Source organism: Afipia sp. GAS231 (assembly GCF_900103365.1).
In the GTDB taxonomy this organism is placed as follows: domain Bacteria; phylum Pseudomonadota; class Alphaproteobacteria; order Rhizobiales; family Xanthobacteraceae; genus Bradyrhizobium.
The window spans coordinates 6762560-6787658 of the sequence record NZ_LT629703.1; the positions used below are offsets into that span (position 1 = coordinate 6762560).

Annotated in this window: 25 protein-coding genes; 16 read left to right on the forward strand and 9 right to left on the reverse strand. The window is 63.1% G+C overall.

Annotated features, from left to right (window positions below):
* The first annotated feature begins 189 nt into the window (after positions 1 to 189).
* From BLS26_RS31670 to BLS26_RS31730, 13 genes are all read left to right on the forward strand, one after another.
* Positions 190 to 2169 carry an ABC transporter ATP-binding protein/permease gene (locus BLS26_RS31670; protein WP_092516391.1) on the forward strand — a complete coding sequence of 660 codons (1980 nt, stop codon included), beginning with the start codon at positions 190 to 192 and terminating at the stop codon, positions 2167 to 2169.
* A gap of 57 nt (positions 2170 to 2226) precedes the next feature.
* Positions 2227 to 2925: a phosphatidylserine decarboxylase gene (locus tag BLS26_RS31675; RefSeq protein WP_092516392.1), complete on the forward strand. Its 699-nt coding sequence runs from the start codon at positions 2227 to 2229 to the stop codon at positions 2923 to 2925.
* A 66-nt stretch (positions 2926 to 2991) separates the two neighbouring features.
* Positions 2992 to 3882 (forward strand): phosphatidylcholine/phosphatidylserine synthase, encoded by an 891-nt coding sequence (locus tag BLS26_RS31680; RefSeq protein WP_092516393.1) that lies wholly within the window; start codon positions 2992 to 2994, stop codon positions 3880 to 3882.
* Positions 3883 to 4006: 124 nt separating this feature from the next.
* On the forward strand, positions 4007 to 4726 hold the full coding sequence (locus BLS26_RS31685; protein ID WP_092516394.1) for an RraA family protein: 720 nt from the start codon (positions 4007 to 4009) through the stop codon (positions 4724 to 4726).
* 31 nt (positions 4727 to 4757) lie between these two features.
* Positions 4758 to 5063 carry a hypothetical protein gene (locus BLS26_RS31690; RefSeq protein WP_157676641.1) on the forward strand — a complete coding sequence of 102 codons (306 nt, stop codon included), beginning with the start codon at positions 4758 to 4760 and terminating at the stop codon, positions 5061 to 5063.
* 75 nt (positions 5064 to 5138) lie between these two features.
* Entirely contained in the window at positions 5139 to 5912 is a 774-nt protein-coding gene (locus BLS26_RS31695) for a motility protein A (protein WP_092516396.1), read from the forward strand.
* Between the two features lie 30 nt (positions 5913 to 5942).
* Positions 5943 to 6773: a flagellar motor protein MotB gene (locus BLS26_RS31700; protein ID WP_092516397.1), complete on the forward strand. Its 831-nt coding sequence runs from the start codon at positions 5943 to 5945 to the stop codon at positions 6771 to 6773.
* Positions 6774 to 6931: 158 nt separating this feature from the next.
* Positions 6932 to 8830 carry a potassium transporter Kup gene (locus tag BLS26_RS31705; RefSeq protein WP_092516398.1) on the forward strand — a complete coding sequence of 633 codons (1899 nt, stop codon included), beginning with the start codon at positions 6932 to 6934 and terminating at the stop codon, positions 8828 to 8830.
* A 153-nt stretch (positions 8831 to 8983) separates the two neighbouring features.
* Positions 8984 to 10909: a potassium transporter Kup gene (locus BLS26_RS31710; protein WP_092516399.1), complete on the forward strand. Its 1926-nt coding sequence runs from the start codon at positions 8984 to 8986 to the stop codon at positions 10907 to 10909.
* A 51-nt stretch (positions 10910 to 10960) separates the two neighbouring features.
* The gene (locus tag BLS26_RS31715; protein WP_092516400.1) at positions 10961 to 11407 is read left to right on the forward strand and encodes a GNAT family N-acetyltransferase; all 447 of its coding nucleotides are present in this window, start codon (positions 10961 to 10963) and stop codon (positions 11405 to 11407) included.
* A 130-nt stretch (positions 11408 to 11537) separates the two neighbouring features.
* Complete coding sequence (locus BLS26_RS31720; protein WP_092516401.1) at positions 11538 to 11867, forward strand: rhodanese-like domain-containing protein; 330 nt, start codon at positions 11538 to 11540, stop codon at positions 11865 to 11867.
* Positions 11868 to 11885: 18 nt separating this feature from the next.
* Positions 11886 to 13055 carry an aminotransferase gene (locus BLS26_RS31725; RefSeq protein ID WP_092516402.1) on the forward strand — a complete coding sequence of 390 codons (1170 nt, stop codon included), beginning with the start codon at positions 11886 to 11888 and terminating at the stop codon, positions 13053 to 13055.
* 4 nt (positions 13056 to 13059) lie between these two features.
* The gene (locus BLS26_RS31730; RefSeq protein ID WP_092516403.1) at positions 13060 to 14166 is read left to right on the forward strand and encodes a polyamine ABC transporter substrate-binding protein; all 1107 of its coding nucleotides are present in this window, start codon (positions 13060 to 13062) and stop codon (positions 14164 to 14166) included.
* A gap of 117 nt (positions 14167 to 14283) precedes the next feature.
* On the opposite strand, the gene BLS26_RS31735 is transcribed toward BLS26_RS31730, so the two are convergent.
* The 7 genes from BLS26_RS31735 to BLS26_RS31765 form a co-directional block, all read right to left on the reverse strand.
* Positions 14284 to 15219, reverse strand: coding sequence for a lipid A biosynthesis lauroyl acyltransferase (locus BLS26_RS31735; protein ID WP_092516404.1), 936 nt, complete (start codon positions 15217 to 15219; stop codon positions 14284 to 14286).
* A gap of 19 nt (positions 15220 to 15238) precedes the next feature.
* Positions 15239 to 16516, reverse strand: coding sequence for a beta-ketoacyl-ACP synthase (locus BLS26_RS31740; RefSeq protein ID WP_092516405.1), 1278 nt, complete (start codon positions 16514 to 16516; stop codon positions 15239 to 15241).
* Positions 16517 to 16608: 92 nt separating this feature from the next.
* The gene (locus BLS26_RS31745; RefSeq protein WP_092516406.1) at positions 16609 to 17811 is read right to left on the reverse strand and encodes a beta-ketoacyl-ACP synthase; all 1203 of its coding nucleotides are present in this window, start codon (positions 17809 to 17811) and stop codon (positions 16609 to 16611) included.
* The gene (locus BLS26_RS31750) at positions 17804 to 18277 is read right to left on the reverse strand and encodes a 3-hydroxyacyl-ACP dehydratase FabZ family protein (RefSeq protein ID WP_092516407.1); all 474 of its coding nucleotides are present in this window, start codon (positions 18275 to 18277) and stop codon (positions 17804 to 17806) included. Before BLS26_RS31750 ends, BLS26_RS31745 begins: the two co-directional genes overlap by 8 nt.
* Before the next feature lie 9 nt (positions 18278 to 18286).
* Positions 18287 to 18580, reverse strand: coding sequence for an acyl carrier protein (locus BLS26_RS31755; RefSeq protein WP_074832091.1), 294 nt, complete (start codon positions 18578 to 18580; stop codon positions 18287 to 18289).
* A 183-nt stretch (positions 18581 to 18763) separates the two neighbouring features.
* Positions 18764 to 19102, reverse strand: a complete 339-nt coding sequence (locus BLS26_RS31760) for a hypothetical protein (RefSeq protein ID WP_092518868.1) — start codon at positions 19100 to 19102, stop codon at positions 18764 to 18766.
* Between the two features lie 121 nt (positions 19103 to 19223).
* Positions 19224 to 20108 carry an ion channel gene (locus tag BLS26_RS31765; RefSeq protein ID WP_092516408.1) on the reverse strand — a complete coding sequence of 295 codons (885 nt, stop codon included), beginning with the start codon at positions 20106 to 20108 and terminating at the stop codon, positions 19224 to 19226.
* Positions 20109 to 20219: 111 nt separating this feature from the next.
* On the opposite strand from BLS26_RS31765, the gene BLS26_RS31770 reads away from it, so the two are divergent.
* The 3 genes from BLS26_RS31770 to BLS26_RS31780 are packed head-to-tail and all read left to right on the forward strand — an operon-like array spanning position 20220 to position 22130.
* Complete coding sequence (locus tag BLS26_RS31770) at positions 20220 to 20846, forward strand: ParB-like protein (protein WP_092516409.1); 627 nt, start codon at positions 20220 to 20222, stop codon at positions 20844 to 20846.
* A gap of 36 nt (positions 20847 to 20882) precedes the next feature.
* Positions 20883 to 21386, forward strand: a complete 504-nt coding sequence (locus BLS26_RS31775; protein WP_157676642.1) for a hypothetical protein — start codon at positions 20883 to 20885, stop codon at positions 21384 to 21386.
* A 21-nt stretch (positions 21387 to 21407) separates the two neighbouring features.
* Positions 21408 to 22130, forward strand: coding sequence for a 3-keto-5-aminohexanoate cleavage protein (locus tag BLS26_RS31780; protein WP_092516411.1), 723 nt, complete (start codon positions 21408 to 21410; stop codon positions 22128 to 22130).
* Between the two features lie 9 nt (positions 22131 to 22139).
* Here BLS26_RS31780 and BLS26_RS31785 read toward each other — a convergent pair whose 3' ends face one another.
* Both BLS26_RS31785 and BLS26_RS31790 read right to left on the reverse strand, forming a co-directional pair.
* On the reverse strand, positions 22140 to 22718 hold the full coding sequence (locus tag BLS26_RS31785; protein ID WP_092518869.1) for a peroxidase-related enzyme: 579 nt from the start codon (positions 22716 to 22718) through the stop codon (positions 22140 to 22142).
* A gap of 123 nt (positions 22719 to 22841) precedes the next feature.
* Positions 22842 to 24581, reverse strand: coding sequence for an ATP-binding protein (locus BLS26_RS31790; RefSeq protein WP_092516412.1), 1740 nt, complete (start codon positions 24579 to 24581; stop codon positions 22842 to 22844).
* Between the last annotated feature and the right edge of the window lie 518 nt (positions 24582 to 25099).

Sequence of the window (25099 nt, forward strand, 5' to 3'; positions counted from 1 at the left end):
AAAAAAGCTCAAGTCTGGCGATGGAGGGGCCGCAGCGGAATTGACCCGGAAATGCCCCCTAAAACGGGAAAGTTTTATCTTTCAAGGCTGTACGGAGCATTCAAACGCTCTATATGACGGGCATATGCAAGCCCTTGAAAATCATCCGATCGCGAACCGGTGCGCCCTCCTGCTGCGGGCGCCGAACTGATGGCCGATTCGCACCCACAGGCCCAGAACGCCCCGGCATCAGCCAGTCCCGCCGACAAGGCCACCCTGATCGGGACGCTGGTACATTTGTGGCCGTTTATCTGGCCCGGCGATCGTGCCGACCTGAAGATGCGCGTGGCCTGGTCGGTGGTGCTGCTGCTGATCGCAAAGGTCGCGACCTTGGCGGTGCCGTTCACCTTCAAATGGGCGATCGATGCGCTGGGCGGCATGGGCAGCGCGCCGGTGCAGCCGTCGAACTGGACGCTGTGGCTGATTGCGTCGCCGCTCTTGATGACGCTGAGTTACGGCGGCCTGCGCGTGCTGATGGCGATTCTGACGCAGTGGCGCGACGGCATCTTCGCGCGGGTCGCGATGCATGCGGTGCGCAAGCTCGCCTACATCACCTTCGTTCACATGCACGAATTGTCGCTGCGCTTCCATCTCGAGCGCAAGACCGGCGGATTGACGCGCGTGCTGGAGCGCGGTCGCGCCGGCATCGAAGTCATCGTGCGGATGGTGATCCTGCAACTGATCCCGACCGTCGTCGAGGTCGCGCTGCTGGCCGGCGTGCTGCTGTGGCAGTTCGACTGGCGCTACGTCGCCGCCGTCCTGACCACGGTCGTGGTCTTCATGTATTTCACCTATCTCGCGACCGAGTGGCGGATCGAAATCCGCCGCAAGATGAACGATTCCGATACCGAGGCGAATACCAAGGCGATCGACTCGCTGCTGAACTACGAGACGGTGAAGTATTTCAGCGCCGAAGAACGCGAGGCAACGCGCTACGACCGCTCGATGGAACGCTTCGAAAAAGCCAGCGTCAAGACCTACACCTCGCTGGCGCTGCTCAATACCGGCCAGGCGGTGATTTTCACCGCCGGCCTCACCGCGACCATGCTGATGTGCATCTCCGGCATCCGCAACGGGACGCACACGGTCGGCGATTTCGTCATGATCAACGCCATGATGATCCAGTTGTATCAGCCGCTGAATTTCATGGGCATGGTCTATCGCGAGATCAAGCAGGCCATCATCGACATCGAGAAGATGTTCGAGGTGCTGTCGCGCAATCCTGAGGTCAAGGATATCGATGGCGCCGTGCCGCTGGTCGTGAGTTCGGGCAACGTGCGCTTCGACGACGTGCGGTTTTCTTATGATCCCGAGCGGCCGATCCTGAAAGGCCTCAGCTTCGAGGTACCCGCCGGCAAGACGGTGGCGATCGTCGGTCCCTCCGGCGCCGGCAAGTCGACGATCTCACGGCTGCTGTTTCGTCTCTACGACGTCTCCGGCGGCAGGATTTTGATCGACGGCCAGGATATCCGTGATGTTACGCAGGACTCCTTGCGCGCGTCGATCGGCATGGTGCCGCAGGACACCGTGCTGTTCAACGACACCATCCGCTACAACATCCGTTACGGCCGCTGGGACGCCAGCGATGCCGAAGTGGAGAAGGCGGCGCAACTGGCGCAGATCGACAGTTTCATCAAGATGTCGCCGAAGGGCTATGAGACCCAGGTTGGCGAGCGCGGGCTGAAACTGTCGGGCGGCGAGAAGCAGCGGGTTGCGATCGCGCGCACGGTGCTCAAGGCGCCGCCGATCCTGGTGCTCGACGAAGCGACCTCGGCACTCGACAGCCACACCGAGCACGAGATCCAGGAATCGCTGGAGCGCGTCTCGCGCGGCCGCACCTCGCTGGTGATCGCGCACCGGCTCTCGACCATCGTCGGCGCCGATGAAATCATCGTGCTCGATCAGGGCCGGATCGCCGAACGCGGCACCCACGGCAGGCTTTTGGCTTCCGACGGGCTTTATGCCAGTATGTGGAACAGGCAGCGTGAGGCCGAGGAGGCGCGGGAGAAACTCGCGCAGATCGACGACGACAACGAGGCGCCGAACCGCGCCCCGCCAAAAGTCGATGATCAGCTCGATGCTCCCGTGAAAGGGCCGGCGAAAGATCCGATAGCGACCGCCGCGGAATAATCGTAAGGAAGCGTCGCCTCTCGCCAACGGGAGTGCGACAGACAACAGCGAGCCATCATGTCGATTGCGAATTCGATCCGCGCGCAGATCCCGCCGATTCATCCCGAGGGCTATCCCTTCATCGGCGGGTTTGCGCTGGCCAGCCTGATCCTGTTCTGGATCTGGACCCCGCTTGGGTGGATTGGAACCCTGCTGACGGTGTGGTGCGCGCTGTTCTTCCGCGATCCGGTTCGCGTGACCCCCGTGCGCGAAGGCATCGTGGTGTCGCCGGCCGATGGCCGCGTCTCGATGGTCGTGCAGGTGCTGCCGCCGGCCGAACTCGGTCTCGGCGACCGGCCACTGCCGCGGATCTCGATCTTCATGAGCGTGTTCAATTGCCATGTGAACCGCAGCCCGGTTGCCGGCCGGATCGACCGCATCGCCTACCGTCCGGGCGCGTTTATCAATGCCGAACTCGACAAGGCCAGCGAAGACAACGAACGCAACTCGCTGGTGATCTCCACCGCCAACGGGCGGATCGGCGTGGTCCAGATCGCCGGCCTGGTGGCGCGGCGGATCGTCTCATTCGTGCGCGAAGGGCAGTCGATCGGCGCCGGCGAGCGGTTCGGCTTGATCCGGTTCGGGTCGCGCCTCGACGTCTATCTGCCGGAAGGCATGAAATCGCTGGTTTCCGAAGGCCAGACCGCGATTGCGGGCGAGACCATTTTGGCCGATTTCGGCTCAAGCGAGCAGGGGCGGACCTTCCGGGCCGATTAACCATCGGCGCGGGCCGGAACCAGCCGATGGCGGACCGCGCGCCGGCTTGCTATATAATGGCAAGCCATGACGCCCTTTGACCCCCAATATCCGCAACTGCGCCGCCGCCGGTTTCGCCCGATCCCGGTGCGCATGCTGGTGCCGAATTTCATCACCTTGCTGGCGATCTGCGCCGGGCTGACTGCCATAAGGCTCTCGACCGAAGGACGGATGGATCTCGCGGTCTACGCCATCGTGTTCGCGGCGGTGCTCGACGGCGTCGACGGCCGCGTGGCGCGCATGATCAAGGGGCAGTCGAAGTTCGGGGCCGAACTCGATAGCCTCGCCGACTTCGTCAATTTCGGCGTCGCGCCCGGCCTGATCCTGTACTTCTGGCAGTTGCACGAACTCAACAATGGCGGCTGGATCGCGGCGATGGTGTTTGCGATCTCGGGCGGCTTGCGTCTGGCGCGCTTCAACGCATCGATCGACGATCCCGACAAGCCCGCTTTTGCGGCGAATTATTTCACCGGCGTGCCGGCGCCCGGCGGTGCGATCCTCGCATTGCTGCCGGTCTATCTCGCCTTCCTCGGCATTCCGAAGGCGCCGGCGGTGCTGACCGCGGCCTACACGCTGTTGATCGCATTCCTGATGGTGTCGCGGCTGCCGGTATTTTCGGGCAAGTCGGTGAAGATGCGGGTGCCGCCCGAGATGGTGTTGCCGGTATTCGTCTCGGTGGTGTTCTTCATCGCGCTGTTGATCGGTTATCCCTGGCACATCCTTTCAACCTGCTCGGTGCTCTATCTCGCGAGCCTGCCGCTGGGATGGAAGTCGTATCGCGATCACGAGCGCCAAGCGGCCGCAGCCGCAGCCGCCACGGCGACGACGGCCGGTGCGGCCGCACCGACGGCGGTGGCTTCAGCGTTTGCGCCTGTTCCAAGCGATACCGAGGACGAACGGCCGACGCGGCTGAACTGAAGCTCGTACCCAACTTCCGATATCTGCCATGAGCGCTGCCGAGTTGGGTTTATGCCCAATCTCGGCTATACGGCTTGGCGACATACGGTCCGAAAGAACCGGTCCCAAAATCAGGAGAAACGCCGTGAACAAAGCTGTTACCGCTCCCTTGCCCGCGTCCGTACTCGAAGCGCTCGGCCGCTACGATACGCCGACGATCTGCAATGCGATGGAAATCGTCGCGCCTGAGCGCCGGCTGATCGGCTACACCACCAAGCCCTTGGTCTGCCCGTTTCCCGATCTGCCGCCGATGGTCGGCTATGCCCGCACCGTGACGATCCGTTCGGTGCTGAAGTCGGGCCTGCCGGCCGACGAGCAGGCCAAGCGCCGCATCGAATATTACGAATATGTCGGCACTGGTTTTGGCCCGCGCATCACCGTGATCCAGGACATCGACGGCGAAGACGTCGGCTACGGCGCGTTCTGGGGCGAAGTGCAGAGCAACGTCCACAAGGCGCTCGGCTGCCTCGGCGTCATCACCGACGGATCGATCCGTGACATCCCGCAGTGGGCACCGGGCTTTCAGGCGCTGGCCGGCTCGATCGGACCGTCGCACGCCTGGGTGCATGCCGAAAATTTCGGCGGCGAAGTCCGCGTCGCCGGCATGACGGTGCGCTCCGACGATCTCATTCACGCCGACAGCCATGGCGCGATCGTGATCCCGCACGATATCGCCGCGAAAATTCCCGATGCCTGCGAACTCTGCGCCCGCCGCGAAACGCCGATCCTGGAGATCGCGCGCAGCCCCGACTTCACGCTTGAGAAGCTGAAGGCGGCGCTGAAGAAGTCGGCGGAGATTCACTGAACAAAGCGCCCGAGTCGCAATGGATGCCGCTATGCAGCGCGAGAATGCGTTCCTCAGGCTCGTCTGGCGCTTCAATGCACTGGCGATAGCTGTCGCCGCGACCGTTGTTGTCGCTGCGGACGCGGACGAGCGTTCCGAAGGTCAACTTGAACTAGCTCAGATCTGTGACGGGTACACGCAGCATCGGGACGGCGGCATCGGTGCGCGGCGCCAGAGGCTGCCGGCCGCGCGCATCATGGTTAGCAAAAGGTTGAGATTGCCTCCGATCCTTTGCAAAGCACCGGCCGCCGCAATTGCCGCACTTAACCTTTACGCGTCTTTAATGGCAGGGCCGTAGGGTTGCGCTACGTGGCCTGAATTGGGCCGCGCACCGTCCAGGATAGGCGGGTGTCGCGTAGCGTTGGAGCTTCCCATGGATATCATGACGAGCGTCGGGCTCATCTCCGGCATTGCCGTTATCACGGTGATGGTGCTCATGGGCGGCGACCTGCACATGTTCGTCTCCGAACATGCCGTGATCATCATCTTCGGCGGTTCGATCGCCGCCACCATGATCCGCTTTCCGCTCGGCGTGATGCTGCACGGCCTGCCGCTCGGCGCCAAATTCGCCTTCACCATGAGCCGGCTCTCCGCCCGCGACCTGGTCGACGAACTCGCCCGCATCGCCGAGATCGCCCGCAAGCAGGGACCGGTCGGTCTTGAAAAGGTCGAGACCAACGAGCCGTTCCTCGCCAAGGGAATCCGCTATGTCGCCGACGGCTACGACCTCGAATTCATCCGCGACAATCTCGAGCGTGACCGCGACAATTTTCTGATGCATCTCGACGAGGGCAGCAAGATCTACCGCGCCATCGGCGACTGCGCCCCGGCGTTCGGCATGATCGGAACGCTGATCGGCATGGTGCAGATGTTCGCCAACATGACCGACCCGTCGAAACTCGGCCCGTTCATGGCGACCGCGCTGCTGGCGACGCTGTACGGCGCGCTGGTGGCTAACCTGTTCTGTCTTCCGATCGCCGACAAGCTGCACGGCAAGCTTCTGGACGAGGAAACCAACCGCACGCTGATCATCGACGGCATTTTGATGATCCGCGACTCCAAGAGCCCGGCGCTGGTCCGGGAAATGTTGCTGGCCTATCTGCCTGAGAAGCATCGCCACGAAGAGGGCGAACCGGTTCCGGCCTGAGGCGCGGGTACGGCAGTCCGGAGCTAAGGCATGGCCAAGAAAAAACGCGGCGACGCACACGGCGGAGGTCACGGCTGGTTCGTGACCTTTGCCGACCTGATGGGCCTGATGATGAGCTTCTTCGTGATGCTCGTCGCCTTCTCCACCATGGACAACAACAAGCTGAAGGTCGTCGCCGGCTCGATGCGCGACGCGTTCGGTGTGCAGACCCAGGTGCGCTATTCCGGTATCGTCGAATCCGACGGTCTGCCGACCCGGCCGAAGCTGAAGAACGTCGATCATGTTTCCCCGGAGGATTCGTCGGCCACCCCGACCCCGGATGACCAGGACAAATCCAAATCGAACGGGGCCAAACTGGCGATCGACCGTGAATTTTCGCTGGCCTCGGCCTCGCTGCGCCAGGCGCTGCAGGACATGCCGGAACTGACCGAAATCTCCAAGCACATCATGTTCGAGGAGACCAAAGAGGGCCTCAATCTCGAAATCGTCGACCAGGACGGCCGCTCGATGTTCGCCGATGGCTCCAAGGTGCCGTACGACCGAACCCGCCGTCTGATCCAGAAGCTCGCCGGTCCGCTCAAGGCGACGCCGCTGCGGGTCAACATCGCCGGCCACACCTCGGCAGGCTTCGTACCGGCGCGCGGCGATTACGGCGCGTTCGATCTTTCCGCCGACCGCGCCAACGTCGTGCGCCAGATCCTCGAGCGGGAAGGGCTGCCGCCGTCCCACATCTTCGCGGTCGCCGGCAAGGCCGACGGCCAGCCGCTGTTTCCCGACGATCCCACGCTGCCGGCCAACCGACGCGTGACCATCACATTGATGCGCGAAGCGCCGCCGCTGCCGCCTGACCTGAAGCCGTAAAATACCTAACTACTATATTACCTTCCATTGCATTGTGGTGAGCACCTGCTTTGGGTGAGCTCCGCGCAGCCCGCGGTGCTATGCTCGATTGACAGGCAACGCGGAAGCGTCGATAGCCGCCCGGATCAATTCAACCGCAAGAGCGTTTTTCCCGCGTCATGACTGTCAGCGTGACTTCCACCGAAGCCCATGAGGCGCCGGCCCACTCCGGCTTTTGGGCCCTGACGCTGGGCGGTATCGGCGTGGTGTTCGGCGATATCGGTACTTCGCCGCTCTATGCTTTTCGCGAGGCCGTCGCGCATGCCGCCCACGGCGAGCCGATATCGCGCGTGATCGTGCTCGGTGTGCTCAGTCTGATCCTGTGGGCGCTCTTCATCGTCGTGACCGCCAAATACGTGCTGCTGCTGCTGCGCGCCGACAACAACGGCGAGGGCGGCACGCTGTCGCTGATGGCGCTGGGGCAGCGGGCACTCGGCCGCCGGAGCCTGCCGCTGCTGGCGCTCGGCGTCGTCGGCGCCTCGATGTTCATCGGCGATTCCATGATCACGCCGGCGATCTCGGTGCTGTCGGCGGTCGAAGGCCTCAAGCTGGTCACGCCGGGGCTCGAACATTACGTCGTGCCGCTGACGATCTTCATTCTGGTGCTGCTGTTCTCGGTGCAGAGCAGCGGCACCGCGCGCGTCGCCTCGGCGTTCGGGCCGGTCATGGTGGTCTGGTTCACGGCGCTGGCGGTGATGGGCCTGATGCACATCAAGGACGATCCCACCGTACTGGCGGCGATCAATCCTTACTACGCGATCCAGTTCGTGCTGTCGCATGGCACCATCGGTCTGGTGACGTTGGGCCTGGTATTCCTGGCGGTGACCGGCGGCGAGGCGCTTTATGCCGACCTCGGTCATTTCGGGCGCAAGCCGATCCAGGCCGGCTGGCTCTATTTCGTGCTGCCCTCGCTGCTGATCAATTATTTCGGGCAGGGCGCGCTGGTGCTGTCCGATCCGTCGGCGATCGAGAACTCGTTCTACCGCATGGTTCCGGATGCCCTGCTGCTGCCGCTGGTGGTGCTGGCGACGGCAGCGACCGTAATCGCGAGCCAGGCCGTAATAACAGGCGCGTTTTCACTGATCCGGCAGGCCGTGCAGCTCGGCCTGTTGCCGCGCTTCGAGGTTCGTTACACCTCGGAGACCCACGCCGGCCAGATCTACCTGCCGCGGGTCAACCGGATGCTGTTGCTCGGCGTGCTGCTGCTGGTGCTGTTGTTCCGTACCTCCAGCGGCCTCGCTTCGGCCTATGGCATCGCAGTCTCCACCACCATGGTCGCCGACGGCATCATGGGCTTTGTCGTGGTCTGGAAATTGTGGAACTGGCGCGGGGCGACTGCCGCGGCGCTGATCCTGCCTTTCGTCGTCGTCGATATGGCCTTCTTCAGCGCCAATCTTCTGAAGCTGCTCGAAGGCGCCTGGGTGCCGCTGTTGTTCGGCGCGGCGGTGGCCGTGATGATCTGGACCTGGCGCCGTGGCGCGGCGATCCTGATCGCCAAGACGCGGCGCATCGAGGTGCCGCTGACCGATTTGATCCGCAGCCTCGAAAAGCGTCCGCCCCACATCGTCAAGGGCACCGCGGTGTTTCTGACCTCGGATCCGAGCTTCGTGCCGACCGCGCTGATGCACAATCTCAAGCACAACAAGGTGCTGCACGAGCACAACGTCATCCTGACCATCGAAACCGCACAGACGCCGCGCGTCGATCCGGCCGAACGGGTCAGGATGGAATCCATCAGCGACAAGTTCGCGACCGTGCGGTTGCGGTTCGGTTTCATGGAATCGCCGAACGTGCCCAAGGCGCTGGTGATCGCGCGAAAACTCGGCTGGCAGTTCGACATCATGGCGACGTCGTTCTTCGTGTCGCGGCGGTCGCTGAAGCCGTCGGCGCAGTCAGGCATGCCGCAATGGCAGGACCACCTGTTCATTGCGATGAGCCGGTCGGCCAACGATGCCACCGACTACTTCCAGATCCCGACCGGGCGCGTGGTCGAGGTCGGTACACAGGTAACTATTTGATTGTCTGAGAGGATTCGTCTAGCAAATGCCCCTGATCCATGCGTATATTGCATGTCTGAGGCCTGATTTCAGGCTAACCTATGCATTTGCGCCGGGAGTATACGACTGCGCTCCTGCATTGTGCAGTGCGAGAAACGGCTGAGGCCCATCCCCATGTCATCCGAAAGCGCGGTCACCGCGGTGGAAACACCCGCGGCCAACGGACATGGGGAAGCGCATTCCACCGCAGGCTTCAAGGCCCTGATGCTCGGCAGCATCGGTGTGGTCTATGGCGACATCGGCACCTCGCCACTCTATGCGTTGCGCGAAGCCGTGGTGGCTGCAAGCAGCGCCTCGGCCGATGCCGCGCCGCAGGCCGTGCTCGGCGTGCTCAGCCTGATCCTGTGGGCGCTGTTCGTCGTGGTGACGCTGAAATACGTGCTGATCCTGCTGCGCGCCGACAACCACGGCGAAGGCGGGACGCTGGCGCTGATGGCGCTGGCACAGCGCGCCGTGACCAAGGGCGCCGGCGCGATCGTGCTGCTTGGCATCATTTCCGGTGCGCTGTTTTACGGCGACGCGGTCATCACGCCGGCGTTGTCGGTGCTGTCGGCGATCGAAGGCATCAAGCTCGTCACCGCGACGTTCGATCCCTATGTCGTGCCGCTCACCATCATCATTCTGGTGGTGCTGTTCGCCGTTCAGTCGCGCGGCACCGCCAGCGTCGCAGCCTTCTTCGGCCCGGTGATGTGCGTCTGGTTCGCGGTGATTGCGGTCGCCGCCGTGCCGCAGATCATGCGGCATCCCGAAGTGATGCTGGCGCTCAATCCGCTCTATGCCGTTTCCTTCATGCTCCATCACGGCATGATCGGTTTCGTGACGCTCGGCGCGGTGTTTCTGGCCGTCACCGGCGCCGAGGCGCTCTATGCTGATTTGGGTCATTTCGGCAAGCGGCCGATCCAGACCGCCTGGCTTTTCATCGTGCTGCCGTCGCTGGCGCTGAATTATCTCGGGCAGGGCGCGCTCGTCATCGCCGATCCCAAGGCGATCGAAAATCCGTTCTTCCTGATGTTCCCGGACTGGGCGCTGATCCCGATGGTGGCGCTGGCGACGCTGGCGACCGTGATTGCGAGCCAGGCCGTCATCACCGGCGCCTATTCGCTGACGCGGCAGGCGATCCAGCTCGGCCTGATGCCGCGGTTCGAAATCCGCCACACGTCGGAATCGCATTCCGGCCAGATCTACATTCCCCGCATCAACATGCTGCTGTTCATCGCGGTCATACTGCTGGTGCTGCTGTTCCGGTCGTCGAGTGCGCTGGCCTCGGCCTACGGAATCTCGGTGACGGGCACCATGGTGGTCACGGCGATGATGGGCTTTGTCGTGATCTGGCGGGTCTGGAGATGGTCGCCGATCGCCGCCGCAGCCCTGATCGCGCCGTTCCTGTTTCTCGATCTCACGTTCCTTGCGGCCAACCTGTTGAAGGTGCTCGAGGGCGGCTGGGTGCCGCTGGCGCTCGGCGGCATCGTGATGCTGCTGATGTACACCTGGCGTCGCGGCAGCCGGCTGTTGTTCGAGAAGTCGCGCAAGCTGGAATTCCCGCTGGCCGACCTGGTGGCGATGCTGGAAAAGCGCCCGCCGCAGCGCGTCTCCGGCACCGCCGTGTTCCTGACCTCCGATCCCGACAGCGCGCCGACCGCGCTGATGCACAGCCTGAAGCATTACAAGGTGCTGCACGAGAAGAACGTTATTCTCACCATCGAGACTGCGCCGACGCCGCGCATCGACCCGTCCGAGCGGGTGCGGATGGAGCAGCTCAGCGCCACCTTCTCCAAGGTGACCTTGAAGTTCGGTTTCATGGAATCGCCCAACGTGCCGAAAACGCTGGCGATCGCCCGCAAGCTCGGCTGGCAGTTCGACATCATGTCGACGTCGTTCTTCCTGTCGCGCCGCGCGCTGAAGCCGGCCGCGCATTCCGGCATGCCGCGCTGGCAGGACCTGCTGTTCATCCGCCTCAGCCGCTCCGCCAACGACGCCACCGACTATTTTCAGATCCCGACCGGCCGCGTGGTGGAAGTCGGCACGCAGGTGACGATCTAGCCAGCGGTCTGATACGAATTCCTTCCAGCCTCCGCTGGATGGCAGGTCGACATGGGCGCTGTTCACCGTCTGGCTAAGCCTGAGGATGCGACCGATCTCTTCGAGATCAGGCGCAAGGCGATCCTCGAATTGGCGCCGAAGGGAATGCCGGCCGGTGAGGCCCAAACGTGGGCGGCGCAACTGACGCTGGCCGGGATGGCGCAAAAACTTTGCGAATTCGAGATCTGGGTTGCCGAGCGTGACGGCGTCGCGGCTGGATGGGGCGCCGTTCACGGCGATACGCTGGAGGGGCTGTATACGGCCCCGGAATTTGCCGGCCGGGGCGTGGGCACGGCGCTGCTCGAGATGCTCGAGCGGCGGATGCTTGCAAGCGGCGCCGATACGATCCGCGCGGAGGCGAGTTCTAACGCCCGCGCGTTCTATCTTCGGCGGGGCTATTTGATGTCCGGTCCTCAAACCACCAAAGGAGCCTGGCCGATCACGAAGCAGCTCCGGTAGCGGGGGGCTTGCCGAGCAGCTTTCAGGCGTCGGTTTAAACCGTTCGCAGCGCTTGATTTTCGGCGCGCCAGAGGCGACTTTGCGCCCCGAATAGCGGGCCGGATGGCCCCTCAGAGGTCGGGAGGTTTGCGTGGCGGATCATCAGGTGCACGATTTAACGCCGGAGGAAGTGTCGAAGGGGATCGCGGAGGGACGCTATCTTCTGGTCGATGTCCGCGAGCCCAATGAGGTCGCGGTGGAGGCCTATCCAGATGCCGTGGTGGTTCCGCTGCAGACCTTCGATCCATCGGCCATTCCCGACCCCAAAGGCAAGACCGTGGTGTTCGCCTGCCGCTCCGGCAAGCGCTCGGTGACGGCCTCGTTGGCGGCCCAAGCAGCGGGCCTTGCCTATGACCACCATCTGGCCGGCGGCATTTTGGGCTGGAAGGCGGCGGGACTGCCGACCAGGACCGGCGGCTGATCAGGGCTTCTTTGCACCATGACTTCCATGAACAAGGTCTTCGCCGACCTTCCCGTCACCGTCTTCGAGGCGATGTCGCAGGCGGCGCGCGACAACAACGCGATCAATCTCGGCCAGGGCTTTCCCGACGATCCCGGCCCGGAGGACATCCGCCGCGCCGCCGCGGACGCCTCGATCAACGGCTACAACCAATACCCGTCGATGATGGGCATTCCGGAACTGCGCACCGCGATAGCAGATCACTACGGGCGCTGGCACAAGCTCACGCTCGATCCGATGACCGAGGTGATGGTGACGTCGGGCGGTACCGAGGCGCTGACCGCGTCGATCCTCGCCGTGGTCGAGCCCGGCGACGAAGTCGTTGTGTTTCAGCCGGTCTATGACAGCTATCTGCCGATCATCCGCCAGGCCGGCGGCATTCCGCGCCTGCTGCGGCTGGAGCCGCCGGAGTGGCGGTTGAGCGAGGAAATGCTGCGCAGCGTCTTCAACCACAAGACCAAGGCGGTGTTGTTCAACAATCCGCTCAATCCGGCCGCTGTGGTCTATCCGCGCGAGGACCTCGAATTGCTGGCGCGGTTCTGTCAGGAGTTCGACACGATTGCGATTTGTGATGAGGTCTGGGAGCACGTCGTGTTCGACGGCCGCGAGCATATTCCGCTGATCACGATGCCGGGCATGCGCGACCGCACCATCAAGGTCGGCAGCGCCGGCAAGATATTCGCGCTGACCGGCTGGAAGATCGGCTTTGTCTGCGCAGCACCTCCGCTGCTGCGGGTCGCCGCCAAGGTGCACCAGTTTCTCACCTTCACGACAGCGCCTAACCTGCAGGCCGCGGTCGCCTACGGCCTCAACAAGCCGGCGGAATACTTTTACGATATGCGCAAGGATCTGGCACGGAGCCGGGATCGCCTCACCAAGGGATTGGAGAGCATCGGCTTCCCGGTGCTGAAATCGCAGGGCACCTATTTCCTCACGGTCGATCTGTCGCCGCTTGGATTGAACGAAACCGATGTGGCATTCTGCCAGCGCATCGTCAGCGACTACAAGGTCGCCGCGATCCCGGTGTCGGCGTTCTACGAGCAGGATGCGGTGACGTCGGTGGTGCGGTTCTGCTTCTCCAAGAAGGATGCCACGCTGGATACCGCGCTGGAGCGTCTGTCGGACGCGGTCCATCGCCGCAAGAGGTAGAGAGATGCGTGATCGGACCAGCAACAAATTTCGTTTGATTGGCGTGTTGGCTGCCATTCTGCTCGCCGCGCCCGCCAGCGCCGAAGAGCGCACGGTCAATTTCTACAACTGGTCGAACTACATGGCGCCGGATGTCCTGGAGAATTTTACCAAGGAAACCGGCATCAAGGTGGTCTACGACACCTTCGACGCCAACGAGACGCTGGAGACGCGGCTGTTGGCCGGAAAGTCCGGCTACGACGTCGTTGTGCCGACCGGCTATTTCCTGCAGCGCCAGATCACCGCAAAGGTTTTCCTCAAGCTCGACAAGTCGAAGCTGCCGAATCTGGCCAACGCCTGGCCGGTGGTGACGCAGCAGCTGGCGATCTACGATCCCGGCAACAACTACGGCGCCAACTACATGTGGGGCACCACCGGCATCGGCTACAACGTCAAGATGGCGGAGAAGATCCTCGGGCCCGGTGCCAAGATCGACAGCTGGGACATGGTGTTCAAGCCGGAGAACCTCGCCAAGTTTAGGGATTGCGGCATCCACATGCTGGATTCCGCCGACGATATTCTCCCGGCCGCGCTAAGCTATCTCGGGATCGATCCGAATTCGACCAAGCAGGCCGATCTCGAAAAGGCCGCCGATCTCGTCCTCAAGATCAGGCCCTATGTTCGCAAGTTTCACTCGTCCGAATATTTGGGCGCGCTGGCGTCCGGCGAGATCTGCTTCGTGGTGGGCTGGTCGGGCGACATCATGCAGGCGCGCAGCCGTGCGGCGGAGTCCAAGAACGGCATCGAGGTCGGCTACACCATCCCCAAGGAGGGCGCGCAGATGTTCTTCGACAATCTGGCAATTCCGTCGGATGCCAAGAACGTGGCGGAAGCCTATGAGCTGATCAACTATCTCTACCGCCCTGAGGTCGCGGCGAAGAATTCCGATTTCCTGTCCTACGCCAACGGCAATCTGGCGAGCCAGAAACTGGTCGACCCGAAAATCCTCAACGACAAGAATATCTACCCGGACGAAGCGATGCAGAAGAAACTGTTCGTGATCCAGGCCCGCGACGCCGCCACCCAGCGGATCATCAACCGGCTGTGGACCAAAGTGAAGACGGGGAAGTAAGGCTCCCCGTCGTCATTGCGAGGAGCGTAGCGACGAAGCAATCCATTCTTTCTTTGCGCAGCCAGATGGATTGCTTCGCTTCGCTCGCAATGACGGAATTGAGAGCTTCAGATTATCTCACCGCCACCGGCGGTGCAGCCACAGCCACTGGTCCGGATATTCGCGCACCCAGCCTTCGATCACTGACGTAACCGCCTGCATCGTGCCCTGAATATCGATCTGCCCCGCCGCGTCGCGCGCGGGCTTGACCTCTTCGGACAGTTCGGCGCGGAAGCGGTGGTCCGGCAGCCGGATGATGCGCACGCCGTGCACCGGGCATTCGACCTGCCGCAGCAATCTTGCAAGTGTCGGGTTGGCCTTGGTCTTGCGGCCGAAGAACGTCACCTCGACGCCGTTGCCCATGTACTGATCGACCAGCATCGCGACGTGCTGGTTGCGTTGCAGCGCTTCGGCGAGTTTCAGCGGCGCATCGCGGCCGGCCGGCACCAGCGTGCCCATCTTGACCGCGCGGATGCGTTCGATGGCGCGGTCGGCGGCTTCGCTGTTCGGACGCCGGAACAGGATCGCGCAATCGAGCCCGTGAGCGACGGCGCCGAGCGCTGGGATTTCCCAGTTGCCGAGGTGGCTCGCAAAAATGATCGCGGGCTTGCCGTCATCGCGCAGCGCATCGAACAATTCTATGGTGCGCGGAGGAAGTTCGATCCGGCTGGGTTTTTCGGGATGATCGCGATCGTAGTCCCAGATGTGGTCGAGATGGGCAAACTCGGCCCCGATGCGGCCGAGATTGTCCCAGACGCCGGCCAGAATTTTCTCGATCTCCTCGGGCGACTTTTCGGGAAAGGCCGCCGTCAGATTCTCGCGGCCGATCCGGTCTTCGCGCAACCTGCGGCCAATGAAATGCGCGACGCGGCCAAAGAAGTTCGCGGTCTTGTCCGGGTCGAAATAGCGCGTCGTGCGCAACAGGCCGATCGTCAGTGCGCCGACGGCTGCCTCCGACAACGGCTTGGCGGCATCGCGCAGGCGCGCCTTGGTGCGGAGGAGCAGACGGTTCATGATCTAAAGCGGCTACGTGCTAGACGGGTTCGCGCGTCAGGATCAGCGAGGCATTTTGCCCGCCGAAGCCGAACGAGTTCGACATCACGGCGGTGACGCGTGCGTCGCGCGCCTTGTTGCCGACGACGTCAAACAGGATCGCCGGATCCGGCACTTCGTAATTGATGGTCGGCGGAATCCGCTGATGCTCCAGCGTCAATAGCGAGAATACCGCCTCGACCGCACCGGCGGCCGAGATCGTATGCCCGACCATCGACTTGTTCGACGACACCGGAATCTTCTTCAGGTGCTCGCCGAACACGACCGCTGTCGTGTTGTACTCCATCTTGTCGTTTTCGGGTGTCGCGGTGCCGTGCGCGTTGATGTGGTCGATCTGCTCCGGCTCGAGGCCGGCATCGGCCAGCGTCTTGCGCATGCAGCCGATGATCGGCTTGCCGTCCGGGCTGGAGCGGGTGCGGTGGAACGAGTCGGTCAGCTCGCCGCAGCCGGCGACGACGCCGAGAATGGTGGCGCCGCGCGCCATCGCGGATTCATAGCTCTCGAGCACCATCGCGCCGGCGCCCTCGGCCATGACGAAACCGTCGCGATTCTTCGAGAACGGCTTTGAGGCGGCCTGCGGCGGGGCGTTCTGCGTCGACAGCGCCGACAACAGCGAGAAGCGCACCAAGGCTTCCGGATTGACCGAACCGTCGGTGCCGACGCACAGCGCGGCGTCGGCCTCGCCGCGGCGGATCGCCTCGACACCGAGCTGGATCGCGGTGGCGCCGGAAGCGCAGGCGGTCGACAGCGAGATCGGCGAGCCCTTGGTGCCGAAGGTCTCGGCGAGGTGACTGGCTATCGAACCGAACATGAAGCGGCGGTGATATTGGCCGAACTCGCCGCCGCCGCTGATGCGCAGAACGTCGCCAAAATCGAATTTAGTCATTCCGGTCGCACGCCCGATCTCGAGCCGCTGCGGCCATTCGACCTCGACCGGGGCGACCGCAAGAAACAGCGGCCCGGGAAAATCCGCTTTTGATCCGATGGCAGCCTGTTCGAGCGCTTCCTCGGTCGCGATCTCGGCGAGGCGCTCGGTGAGACCGGTTGAAGTGGCGGGATCGACGGTGATGAAATCGACGGTGCCGGCCATGGTGGTCTTCAGCCCATCGACCGGAAACCGCGTCACGGTGCGGATCCCGGACTCGCCCGCGGTCAGCCGGGTCCAGTTGTCCTGCTTGCCGGCGCCGAGCGACGTCACCACGCCCATGCCGGTAACGACGACGATCGGCCTGCCGAGTTTATCGCGTGGTGCTGACATGGTTTCCCCGTCGATGTTGCGTCGGCGCCTGCGCGCCGAATTTCCAACAGCGCGCTTGCGCGCCGTATTTTCAAGAGTGCGTCTGCGCTCGCTTATGTGATCGCTTCCACCAGCGCCATGCCTTCGCCCTGCCAGTGACCGGTCCCCATCACAACAATCTGGGTCGGCGCATCCGACTTTTCAACCTCGAGGCCGGTCGGGTCGTTGGGCGGAAACAGGGCGCCGCGCGAAATCGAAAGTGCGGCCAGTGCGAGCCCAAGCGGAAACTGGGCTTCCAGCGTGTGGCCGAACATTGTCCCGGTCGCGCGCACCGCAAATCCCGGACGCTTCGCCAGGAACGCCTTTTCTTCCGAGGTCACCGGTTCCGCGCCGGTGGCTCCGGTGATCAGGTTGCCGTTGTCGGTGAGCACGCCGAGCTTCGGCCACATCGCTTCCAGCGATTGGGTCACCGCGCCCGGCTGCTTGCGCTGCGCGAGGTCGGCGACCACCTTCGTCAACTTGGCATAAGGCCTGGCGCCACGCGCTTCCGCGTGCTCACGAGATTCCAGCACCAGGAAACAGCCGGCGGAACCGAGCGCGAAGCCGCTGTTGTTCTCGCGTGCCCATACCGGCGCGAAGTCTCCGGTCAGGTTGAAGTCGCCGAATTCGTAAAGCACCAGCAGATCGGAACGCTCGCCATTATGCGCGGCGCCGACCAGCGCGATGTCGCTCTGGCCGGATTCTATTCTGGCGAGCGCAATCCGCGCCGCGTCGATCGAGGAGGCTTCCTCGCCCATGAAGGTCCGCGACGTGCCGCAGACGCCATGGACGATGGCGATGTTGCCGGCGAGCAGGTTGGAGAGCTGGGCCAGGAACAGCGTCGGCCGCAGATCGTTCATCAGCCGCTCGTTGAGAAAGCCGGGCCCGGAATTGCCGTTGGCGTCGGCATTCATGATTGCGATATCGACCGCGAGGTCGCGTTCGCCGCCGCCGGCGGCGACGATCATGTCGGTGCGGCCGAGGATTTCCGTGTTGCCCTTGATCCCCGCCGAATCCAGCGCCAGCCCCGCGGCATAGGTGCCGATGCGCTGCCAGGCTTCCATCTGGCGCTGATCGCCCTTTTTCGGAATCTGGGCGTCGAACGAAACCGGAGCGAGCGGATGCACGATGTAGGGCGCGAAGCGCTTCGCTTCGGTATTGATCCGCTTCTGGTTCAGCGCATCCCAATGCGCGTCGAGCCCTTCGCCGAGCGAGGACACGATGCCGATGCCGGTGATCCAGACTTCCTTAGGCGACGGGGAATTGAACTCAGTCATGCATTATCGCCTGCAGGGGAAAGCCGATCTTGGTGGCCATCGCGTCCATGTGCACGCGCAGGTCAGGATGCGGGAAGGCGACGACACCGAACGTGATCGTGGCCTCGGACCTCAATTTGCCGCCGACGCGCACCTTGGCGGAGGTGATGGCATAGCCCGAGCCGTCGTGGACGAGGCTGGCCTCGATGTTCAGGAGATCGCCGGGGCTGACGAAGCCGCGCATCTTGGCTTCCTTGATCGAAGCAAGAAACGGCATGCGCTCGAACTTCGTCAGGGCAATCAGCAGCCAGCCGGACGTCTGCGCCATCGCCTCCGTCAGCAGCACGCCGGGCATGATCGGGTAGCCCGGGAAGTGCCCCTCGAAGATGGTGTGCTTCTCCGGAACCTGTGCCTCGACCGTAATCGTCTTCGCGTCGAGGTTGAGGTCGACGATACGGTCGATCAGCTTGAAATAATCGAGGTCCATGGAAGGCGATTACGCGCCCGTTCCTGCGTTCTTGGCGGCGACCAGTTCGTCGATGCGGTCCGCGAGATTCTGCAGCACGAAATACTGTTCAGTCGTGGCCTTGCCGTCGTTGACTTCCTGAGTCCACTTTTCGAGCGGCATCTTGATGCCGAACGCCTTGTCGATCGCAAAGGCGATGTCCAGGAAGTCGAGGCTGTCGATCCCGAGATCGTCGATCGCGTGGCTCTCGGGCTTGATCGTGTCGCGGGGAATGTCGCAGGTCTCGGCGATAATGTTGGCGATCTGATCGTATGTAGAGGACATCATTAAGCCTTTGATATATTGGAGATAATCCGGATTGGCAGGAGGAGGCGGGCGCACGCCCCGGAATGCGCTGTTTTCCCGGCCGGAGTCGAGAGCCCGTATATCGGAGCGGGGCGCTGAGTTCAATGGAGGCGGCCGGGCCTGGTGGCAACGGATTTGCTGGAAAAATGGCCGTTTCCGTGGTTAGCGGCCGCTCGGCATCTCGGAAATGCGGGCGCAGTCGCGCCGGCCCATCAGGACGCAGTCCTGGGTTCGGCGCAGGTCGGCGATGCTCATGGCGAGCCAGATGCCGATCGCGGTCAGCGCGATCGTGAACGCCAGGGCCGCGACATTGGCGAGCATGCGATGGCGGAAGTCATCAGGCTCTTCGCGGGGACGCTCGTAACGGGACAGGTCGTTCGCAGCCGGCAGGGCGCGGGGCGGGGCGGACTCTTGGCGGCCGGGCGGATGGGCCGAGGTGCGCGGCCGGAATTTGAGCACGACGTGCTCGTCATCCCCTGGTATCGGCCGCTGGGTTTTCACTATCATCGTCGGTCCGCGACAAATCGATGTCCTTTTTAGCACCGCCTGCGCTGCTTCCAAGATCAAATCTTGGCGTGCATGACTGTCGCGCCGGCCTTGCAACGCCAAGCCCTGCCAATGCCTAGTCCGGCAAAGTCTCGTGGAACCGGCCGTAATCGACCCGCAGCCGGCCGTCCTCCGCGGTGTCGAGGATTTCCGCATAGCGGTGCCCGATGCGGATGTCGGGATAGTCATAGGTTTTGCGGGCATGAACGGTTTGCGCTGCAACCACGTCGTATCCGGACACCACTACCACCAGTGCGATGTTGTTGGCTTCGAGATCCTCGGCACTGAAGCCATATAGCGGGCTGGCCTCGTCGATGACGTGAAACAGGGTCCAGCTCAGCGCCAGCGCCGGGCTTTCGTTGCGCGATAGCGGCAGTTCGTAGAACCGGCGAAGCGACTGGCCTTCCTTGCTGACGATATTCTTGAACAGCCAGAGCCTGGCGGTGGCGTTGCTGATGATGTTGTGGCGCTCGTTGGCGAGGCGGATCATCAGCGTCCGCTCGCCCTCATGATCCGATATCACCGGATTCTCGGCGAACAGCAGCCGGGCGCTCGGCCGCGAGAAGCGGGCAAACACCAGCCCGGTCATGACCGACATCGAGAAGATGCCCGTAAACAGTTCGACGGTGGCGACGAAATGGCCGTAATGGGTTTGCGGATGCATGTCGCCATAGCCGGCGGTCGAGAGCGTTTCGATGCTGAAATAGAGATAGTCGATGTAGGCGCCGCCGGGGACGTTGGAGATCGGCTGATCGCCGATCCAGTAGAAGAACGCGAAGAAGGCGTTGAAGGCGACGAATACCGTCGCGGCGCCGGCGATAAAGGCCGGCCAGGAGGCCGTCATGCAGCGGTGGCTGATGTCGGCCCAGAAATTCAGATTCAAACCTTCGGTAATGACCTCGCGGCCGCCAAGCCGCACCACCCGGGCGTTTGCCGTTCGTTCATGTTGGCTTTTGGCCATCGTTCAGGTCTCTCGCAGTCATGGGTAGCCATTTTACCGGCCGCGCCATCATGGCATAGTGGAACCCGTTTCAGAGCGGTTTTTGCCGGTCCCACATAGAAGGTTCAAGTCATGGCCAATACGCGCGAGCCCCTCCTCAAGCCGATCCCGATCCTGTCGCTGCGCCCGACCCAGATGACGGTCGGAATGCGCGAGGTGAAGGAAAAGCGCAAGCGCTGGCGCGAGAAAGGGTCGGCCAAGAAGCAGGCCAAGATGCTCGGCACGCACATGATCCCGGTCGTGCACGGGCCCGACGACCACTATTATGTGGTTGATCACCATCATCTGGCGCGCGCGCTGCACGACGAAGGTGTCCAGGATATCCTGGTGACCGTGATCGGCGACCTCACCATGGTCGATCGCGAGGCGTTCTGGGGCGTGATGGACAACAAGCGATGGGTCTATCCCTACGATGCCAAGGGCGAACGCTGCCATTTCAAGCAGATTCCGAAATCGGTAGCCGACCTCAAGGACGATCCGTTCCGCAGCCTCGCCGGCGAACTGCGCCGCGCCGGCGGATTCGCCAAGGACACCACCCCGTTCAGCGAATTCCTGTGGGCGGATTTCCTGCGCCGCAAGCTGTCGCGCAAGAGCGTGGACGAGAACTTCGCGAAGTCGATCGAAAAAGGTCTTGCCTACGTCAAGAGCAAGGACGCGATCTATCTGCCCGGCTGGTGCGGACCGGCGACGGACGATTGACGGACGTGACGCCGCCCGCGTCCTGCCGGGACGAAAGTGCTGATCAGAATCCTGCCGATTTGGGAGGGCGTTTTGCATAAGTTGCAGCGATTGGCGCGCGCGTTGGGCGCGATTGGATTTCTTTACGCTTTCTGCGGCCTCGGGACGCAGTCGGCTTACGCCGATGGCTCCGTATCATCCCTGGGCATGGGCTACGGCGCGATCGACGCAGCCGCGTTTGCGAGGTTCCTGAACGTCGTTCAGCAGTATAACGCGTCGGGCGAACGCTTTCGCATCGACGGCCACTGTCAATCTGCCTGCACCATGTTCCTTTCGATACGCAATGTCTGCGTCACGCCGGGTGCAACGCTGTTGTTTCACGCCGGCGGGTCCATGCGAAAGGGCATTATCAACCCGGCCACCACGCAGCAAATGCTCAGCACTTATAACGCTGCCTTGCGCCAGTATGTCACCGACAACCATCTCATGGATACGTTCGCCTTTCATCCGATTCCAGGTAGCCAAATCATCAGGCGCTTCGGCTACCGGGCCTGCCGGTAGGAAGAGCTACGGTGACGGTGCATGATCGTCCAGGCCTGCCTTAACGGCGCCCGTCCAAACGACTATCACCCGAAGCTGCCGGTCACGGCCGAAGCCATGGCCCTCGACGGCGCTGGCTGTATCGCCGCCGGCGCCGCCGAACTCCACATCCACCCGCGTGGGTTCGACGGACGCGAGAATTTGGCGGCGGTCGACGAGACGATACGCGCCGTGCGGGCGAGATGCCCGGGAACGCTTGTCGGGGTTTCGACGGGCGCGTGGATCGAAGGCGATGAAAAGCGGACGCGAGACTGCATCGCGGCCTGGCGGGAGTTGCCCGACTACGCCTCCGTTAATCTGTCCGAGGCAGATGCTCCGGCCATCATCGCGTTGCTGGACGGCATCGGCGTCGGCGTCGAAGCAGGGCTGGCGACGGTCGCCGATGCGGAGCGATTTGTCGCGATCCCGAATTGCCGTCGGGCGTTCCGTATCCTCATTGAAATCGAGGAACAGGCGTTCGAAAAGGCCGACGAGATCGCGGATGGGATCGCGCGGGTCCTGGAGCGTGCGCAGCTGAGACGACAGATTCTCCTGCACGGGTTCGACACGACCGTTTGGCATTGCGTCGAGCGCGCACGCCGACAGCGCTGGTCCACACGCGTTGGACTGGAAGATGGGTGTCGTCTCGCGAATGGTGAAATAGCCGGCGGCAACGCCGACCTTGTATCAGATGCCCTCAAGATGTTTCGGCTGGCACAACACTAGGCGCCGCCCTTATTTAGGCAGCCGCCCCATCAGGTAGAACTCGTCGTTCGGGCGCATCGAGGTGACGTTGGCCATCCGGTTCGACAGCGCAAAGAACGCCGCGATCGCGGTGATGTCCCAGATGTCGTCGTCGGAGAAACCGTGGCCGGCGACCTCGGCAAAGTCCGCTTCCGAGACCTTGTTGGCCTCCTGGCTGACCTTCATGGCGAAATCGAGCATGGCGCGCTGCCGCGGCGTGATGTCGGCCTTGCGGTAGTTGACCGCGATCTGGTCGGCGATCTCAGGATTCTTGGCGCGGATGCGCAGGATCGCGCCATGGGCGATCACGCAGTAATGGCACTGGTTGGCGCTCGAGGTCGCCACCACGATCATCTCGCGCTCGGCCTTGGTCAGGCCGCCGTCCTTTTCCATCAGCGCATCGTGATAGGCAAAGAAGGCGCGAAACTCGTCGGGACGATAGGCCAGCGACAGGAACACGTTCGGCACGAATCCGGACTTTTCCTGCACCGCCAGAATGCGGGTGCGGATATCGTCCGGCAGTGTGTCGATGGCGGGCGTCGGGAATCGTTTGGCGGCGGGCTGCGTCATGAAGTGGTTCCGGCTGGGCCGCGGGAGGCGGCGATGCTGAACCATATCGCGATTTTGGACGGTGTGGATACCCGGGTTCAGCGCAGCTGATACCCCGGGTTCAGCGCAGCTGATACCCCGGGTTCAGCGCAGCGGCTTCTTCAGCAGCGAGAAGCGATCGGGATCGAGTCCCATCGACGGCTGCAGCATCGGCGCTTCGACCGGCGTCATGATCCGTGCGGCCGGACGATCGCTGATGGAGGGATCGTTGGGGACGTCGCGATGCGAGGTGGCGCCGCGCCAGCGTTCCAGTACGGCGGCAACGAAATGCTGGTCATGGCCGGCGGCAACCGACGGCACCGTGGCAATGGTGGCCTCGCTGCGCGGCAACTGATGCACCGGAACTTCCTTGAAGCGCAGCCGCGTCGGCAGCGCCACGCCTTCGCCGAACGCCAGCACTTCGCGGGTGCCGAGCGAGGGCACGAACGACAGCAGGTTTGCCGCGGCGTCCGACACCGCCGAGCGCAGCAGCGCCTGGTCGCGATCGTTGGCCAGCCGCATCGCAAACAGCGTGTTGCACTGGGAGATGATGGTGGCGTCGAGTTCGGCCGGACGCTGGGTGACGAGGCCGAGATAGACGCCGTATTTACGGCCTTCCTTGGCGATGCGGGAGACCGCCTTGCGCGTCGGGCCAAAGCCGATGTTGCGGTCGGCGGCGGCGTAACGGTGGGCTTCTTCGCAGACGAACAACAAAGGCGACACACCGTCGCTCCAGAGGCCGAAATCGAACGCCATCCGGCACAGCACCGACACCACGGAATCGACCACCTCGGCCGGGAAGCCGGCGAGCTGCATGATGGTCATCGGCCGGCCGTTGGCGGGCAGGCGGAACAGATGGCTGATGACTTCGGCCATGGTGTCGCCGCCGACATTGGCGTTGTCGAACATGAAGGTGTAGCGCGGGTCGTTGCGGACGGTCTCGATGCGCGAGATCAGCTTGTGATAGATGATGCGCGACGAGCGGTTCTCCAGCTTGCCCATGCGCTCGTCGATCAGCGAAATCAGGTCGACCAGGCGGTAGGGCACCGGAGTATCGACGGTGTAGCCGACCGATTTGGGGTCGACGCGCTTCAGCCCGAGCCGGTCTGAATTCTGGTACTGGGTATAGAGGCCCTTGGCCATCGGAATGACCTCGGCGAGAATATCGAGTTCCTCCGGTACGCCGGGACGCCCGGCGAACAGCACGTCGACGATTTCCTCGAAATTGAACAGCCAGAACGGCAGTTTCAGGTTGCGCGGGTTGAGCACCAGCGAGCGGTCGCCGAAGCAGCGGCCATATTCGTTGTGGACGTCGAGCAGGAAGATGCGCAGGTTCGGCCGCGCCCGCAGGATTTCGTTCAGCAGCAGCGAGACGCTGGTCGATTTACCGACGCCGGTCGAACCCAGGATCGCGAAGTGCTTCGATAGCATTTCCTCGACGTCGACATAGGCGATGACGGAGCGGTCCTGCTGCAGGTTGCCGATATTGATCTGGTCCGCGCCGCTTGGCGCATAAACCGTACGAAGGTCCTGGTTGGTGATCAGGTCGACATTGTCACCGATGGTCGGATAGTTGGTGACGCCGCGCTGGAACTTGGGACGGTCATCGCCGAGAATTTCGCCGAGCAGGTCGACCGAGGCGGTCGCGATGTACTCGTCAGAGACGGGCAGGCTCTCGCAGCTTACTTCGGTGATCATGGCAACGATCGTGGAAGAGGCGCAGCGAATGCTGATGAAGCGGCCGACGGTGGCGCGCACCTCCGAAACCGGCATCTGACGTTCCGCCAGAAGCCCGACCCGGGCGAGGGAGCCGCGCACCGAAATTACACGTCCGAAAGATGTCACGGGTTTTGACCTGGCATGTCATTAATTGGGTTCTGGCCCTCATTATGAACAGCCGGGCTAGCGAAACGGTTAAACTGGCGGGGTTCCGCATCCGCTAAATCCGCGGCATCTTGGTCAGGAACCGTTTTGCAACCGCATCGGTTCGGGGCATCAGCGGTCGGTAAGGCCGAGAAATCAGCGCTTTCCGGCATTTGCGCCTGCGCGCGACGCCAGCGCGATTTAATCATTCATTTACCATTTCAAAGGAGAGCGAGGGCGGTGCCGCCGCGCGCCGGTAACTTCCGGCCACGTCGCGCGGATCCGGCCCGGACACCGGCTGCGGTAACCGACTGCTAACCGCAAGTTGTAACGGGCTTTCCATCTGTCCTGCGTAGGAATGATGCAGAGCGCGACCGACGCCGGGCATGGCGGTTGCGTGTCTGGTTGGGTTCCAGACGGTTGGCCGCCACGGCGGATCATTCGCGTGCCAGGGAATATCCGGGTGACCATCGACGACGGCCATCAATTGCCGGAAGGTC

Coding starts and splice junctions, on each gene's coding strand:
- BLS26_RS31745 (WP_092516406.1), bottom strand. CDS start 17,811: ATGACTGAGTTCAATTCCCCGTCGCCTAAGGAAGTCTGGATCACCGGC.
- BLS26_RS31700 (WP_092516397.1), top strand. CDS start 5,943: ATGGCCAAGAAAAAACGCGGCGACGCACACGGCGGAGGTCACGGCTGG.
- BLS26_RS31710 (WP_092516399.1), top strand. CDS start 8,984: ATGTCATCCGAAAGCGCGGTCACCGCGGTGGAAACACCCGCGGCCAAC.
- BLS26_RS31780 (WP_092516411.1), top strand. CDS start 21,408: ATGATCGTCCAGGCCTGCCTTAACGGCGCCCGTCCAAACGACTATCAC.
- BLS26_RS31670 (WP_092516391.1), top strand. CDS start 190: ATGGCCGATTCGCACCCACAGGCCCAGAACGCCCCGGCATCAGCCAGT.
- BLS26_RS31750 (WP_092516407.1), bottom strand. CDS start 18,277: ATGGACCTCGATTATTTCAAGCTGATCGACCGTATCGTCGACCTCAAC.
- BLS26_RS31690 (WP_157676641.1), top strand. CDS start 4,758: ATGCAGCGCGAGAATGCGTTCCTCAGGCTCGTCTGGCGCTTCAATGCA.
- BLS26_RS31675 (WP_092516392.1), top strand. CDS start 2,227: ATGTCGATTGCGAATTCGATCCGCGCGCAGATCCCGCCGATTCATCCC.
- BLS26_RS31735 (WP_092516404.1), bottom strand. CDS start 15,219: ATGAACCGTCTGCTCCTCCGCACCAAGGCGCGCCTGCGCGATGCCGCC.
- BLS26_RS31785 (WP_092518869.1), bottom strand. CDS start 22,718: ATGACGCAGCCCGCCGCCAAACGATTCCCGACGCCCGCCATCGACACA.
- BLS26_RS31755 (WP_074832091.1), bottom strand. CDS start 18,580: ATGTCCTCTACATACGATCAGATCGCCAACATTATCGCCGAGACCTGC.
- BLS26_RS31695 (WP_092516396.1), top strand. CDS start 5,139: ATGGATATCATGACGAGCGTCGGGCTCATCTCCGGCATTGCCGTTATC.
- BLS26_RS31680 (WP_092516393.1), top strand. CDS start 2,992: ATGACGCCCTTTGACCCCCAATATCCGCAACTGCGCCGCCGCCGGTTT.
- BLS26_RS31740 (WP_092516405.1), bottom strand. CDS start 16,516: ATGTCAGCACCACGCGATAAACTCGGCAGGCCGATCGTCGTCGTTACC.
- BLS26_RS31705 (WP_092516398.1), top strand. CDS start 6,932: ATGACTGTCAGCGTGACTTCCACCGAAGCCCATGAGGCGCCGGCCCAC.
- BLS26_RS31715 (WP_092516400.1), top strand. CDS start 10,961: ATGGGCGCTGTTCACCGTCTGGCTAAGCCTGAGGATGCGACCGATCTC.
- BLS26_RS31730 (WP_092516403.1), top strand. CDS start 13,060: ATGCGTGATCGGACCAGCAACAAATTTCGTTTGATTGGCGTGTTGGCT.
- BLS26_RS31770 (WP_092516409.1), top strand. CDS start 20,220: ATGGCCAATACGCGCGAGCCCCTCCTCAAGCCGATCCCGATCCTGTCG.
- BLS26_RS31725 (WP_092516402.1), top strand. CDS start 11,886: ATGACTTCCATGAACAAGGTCTTCGCCGACCTTCCCGTCACCGTCTTC.
- BLS26_RS31765 (WP_092516408.1), bottom strand. CDS start 20,108: ATGGCCAAAAGCCAACATGAACGAACGGCAAACGCCCGGGTGGTGCGG.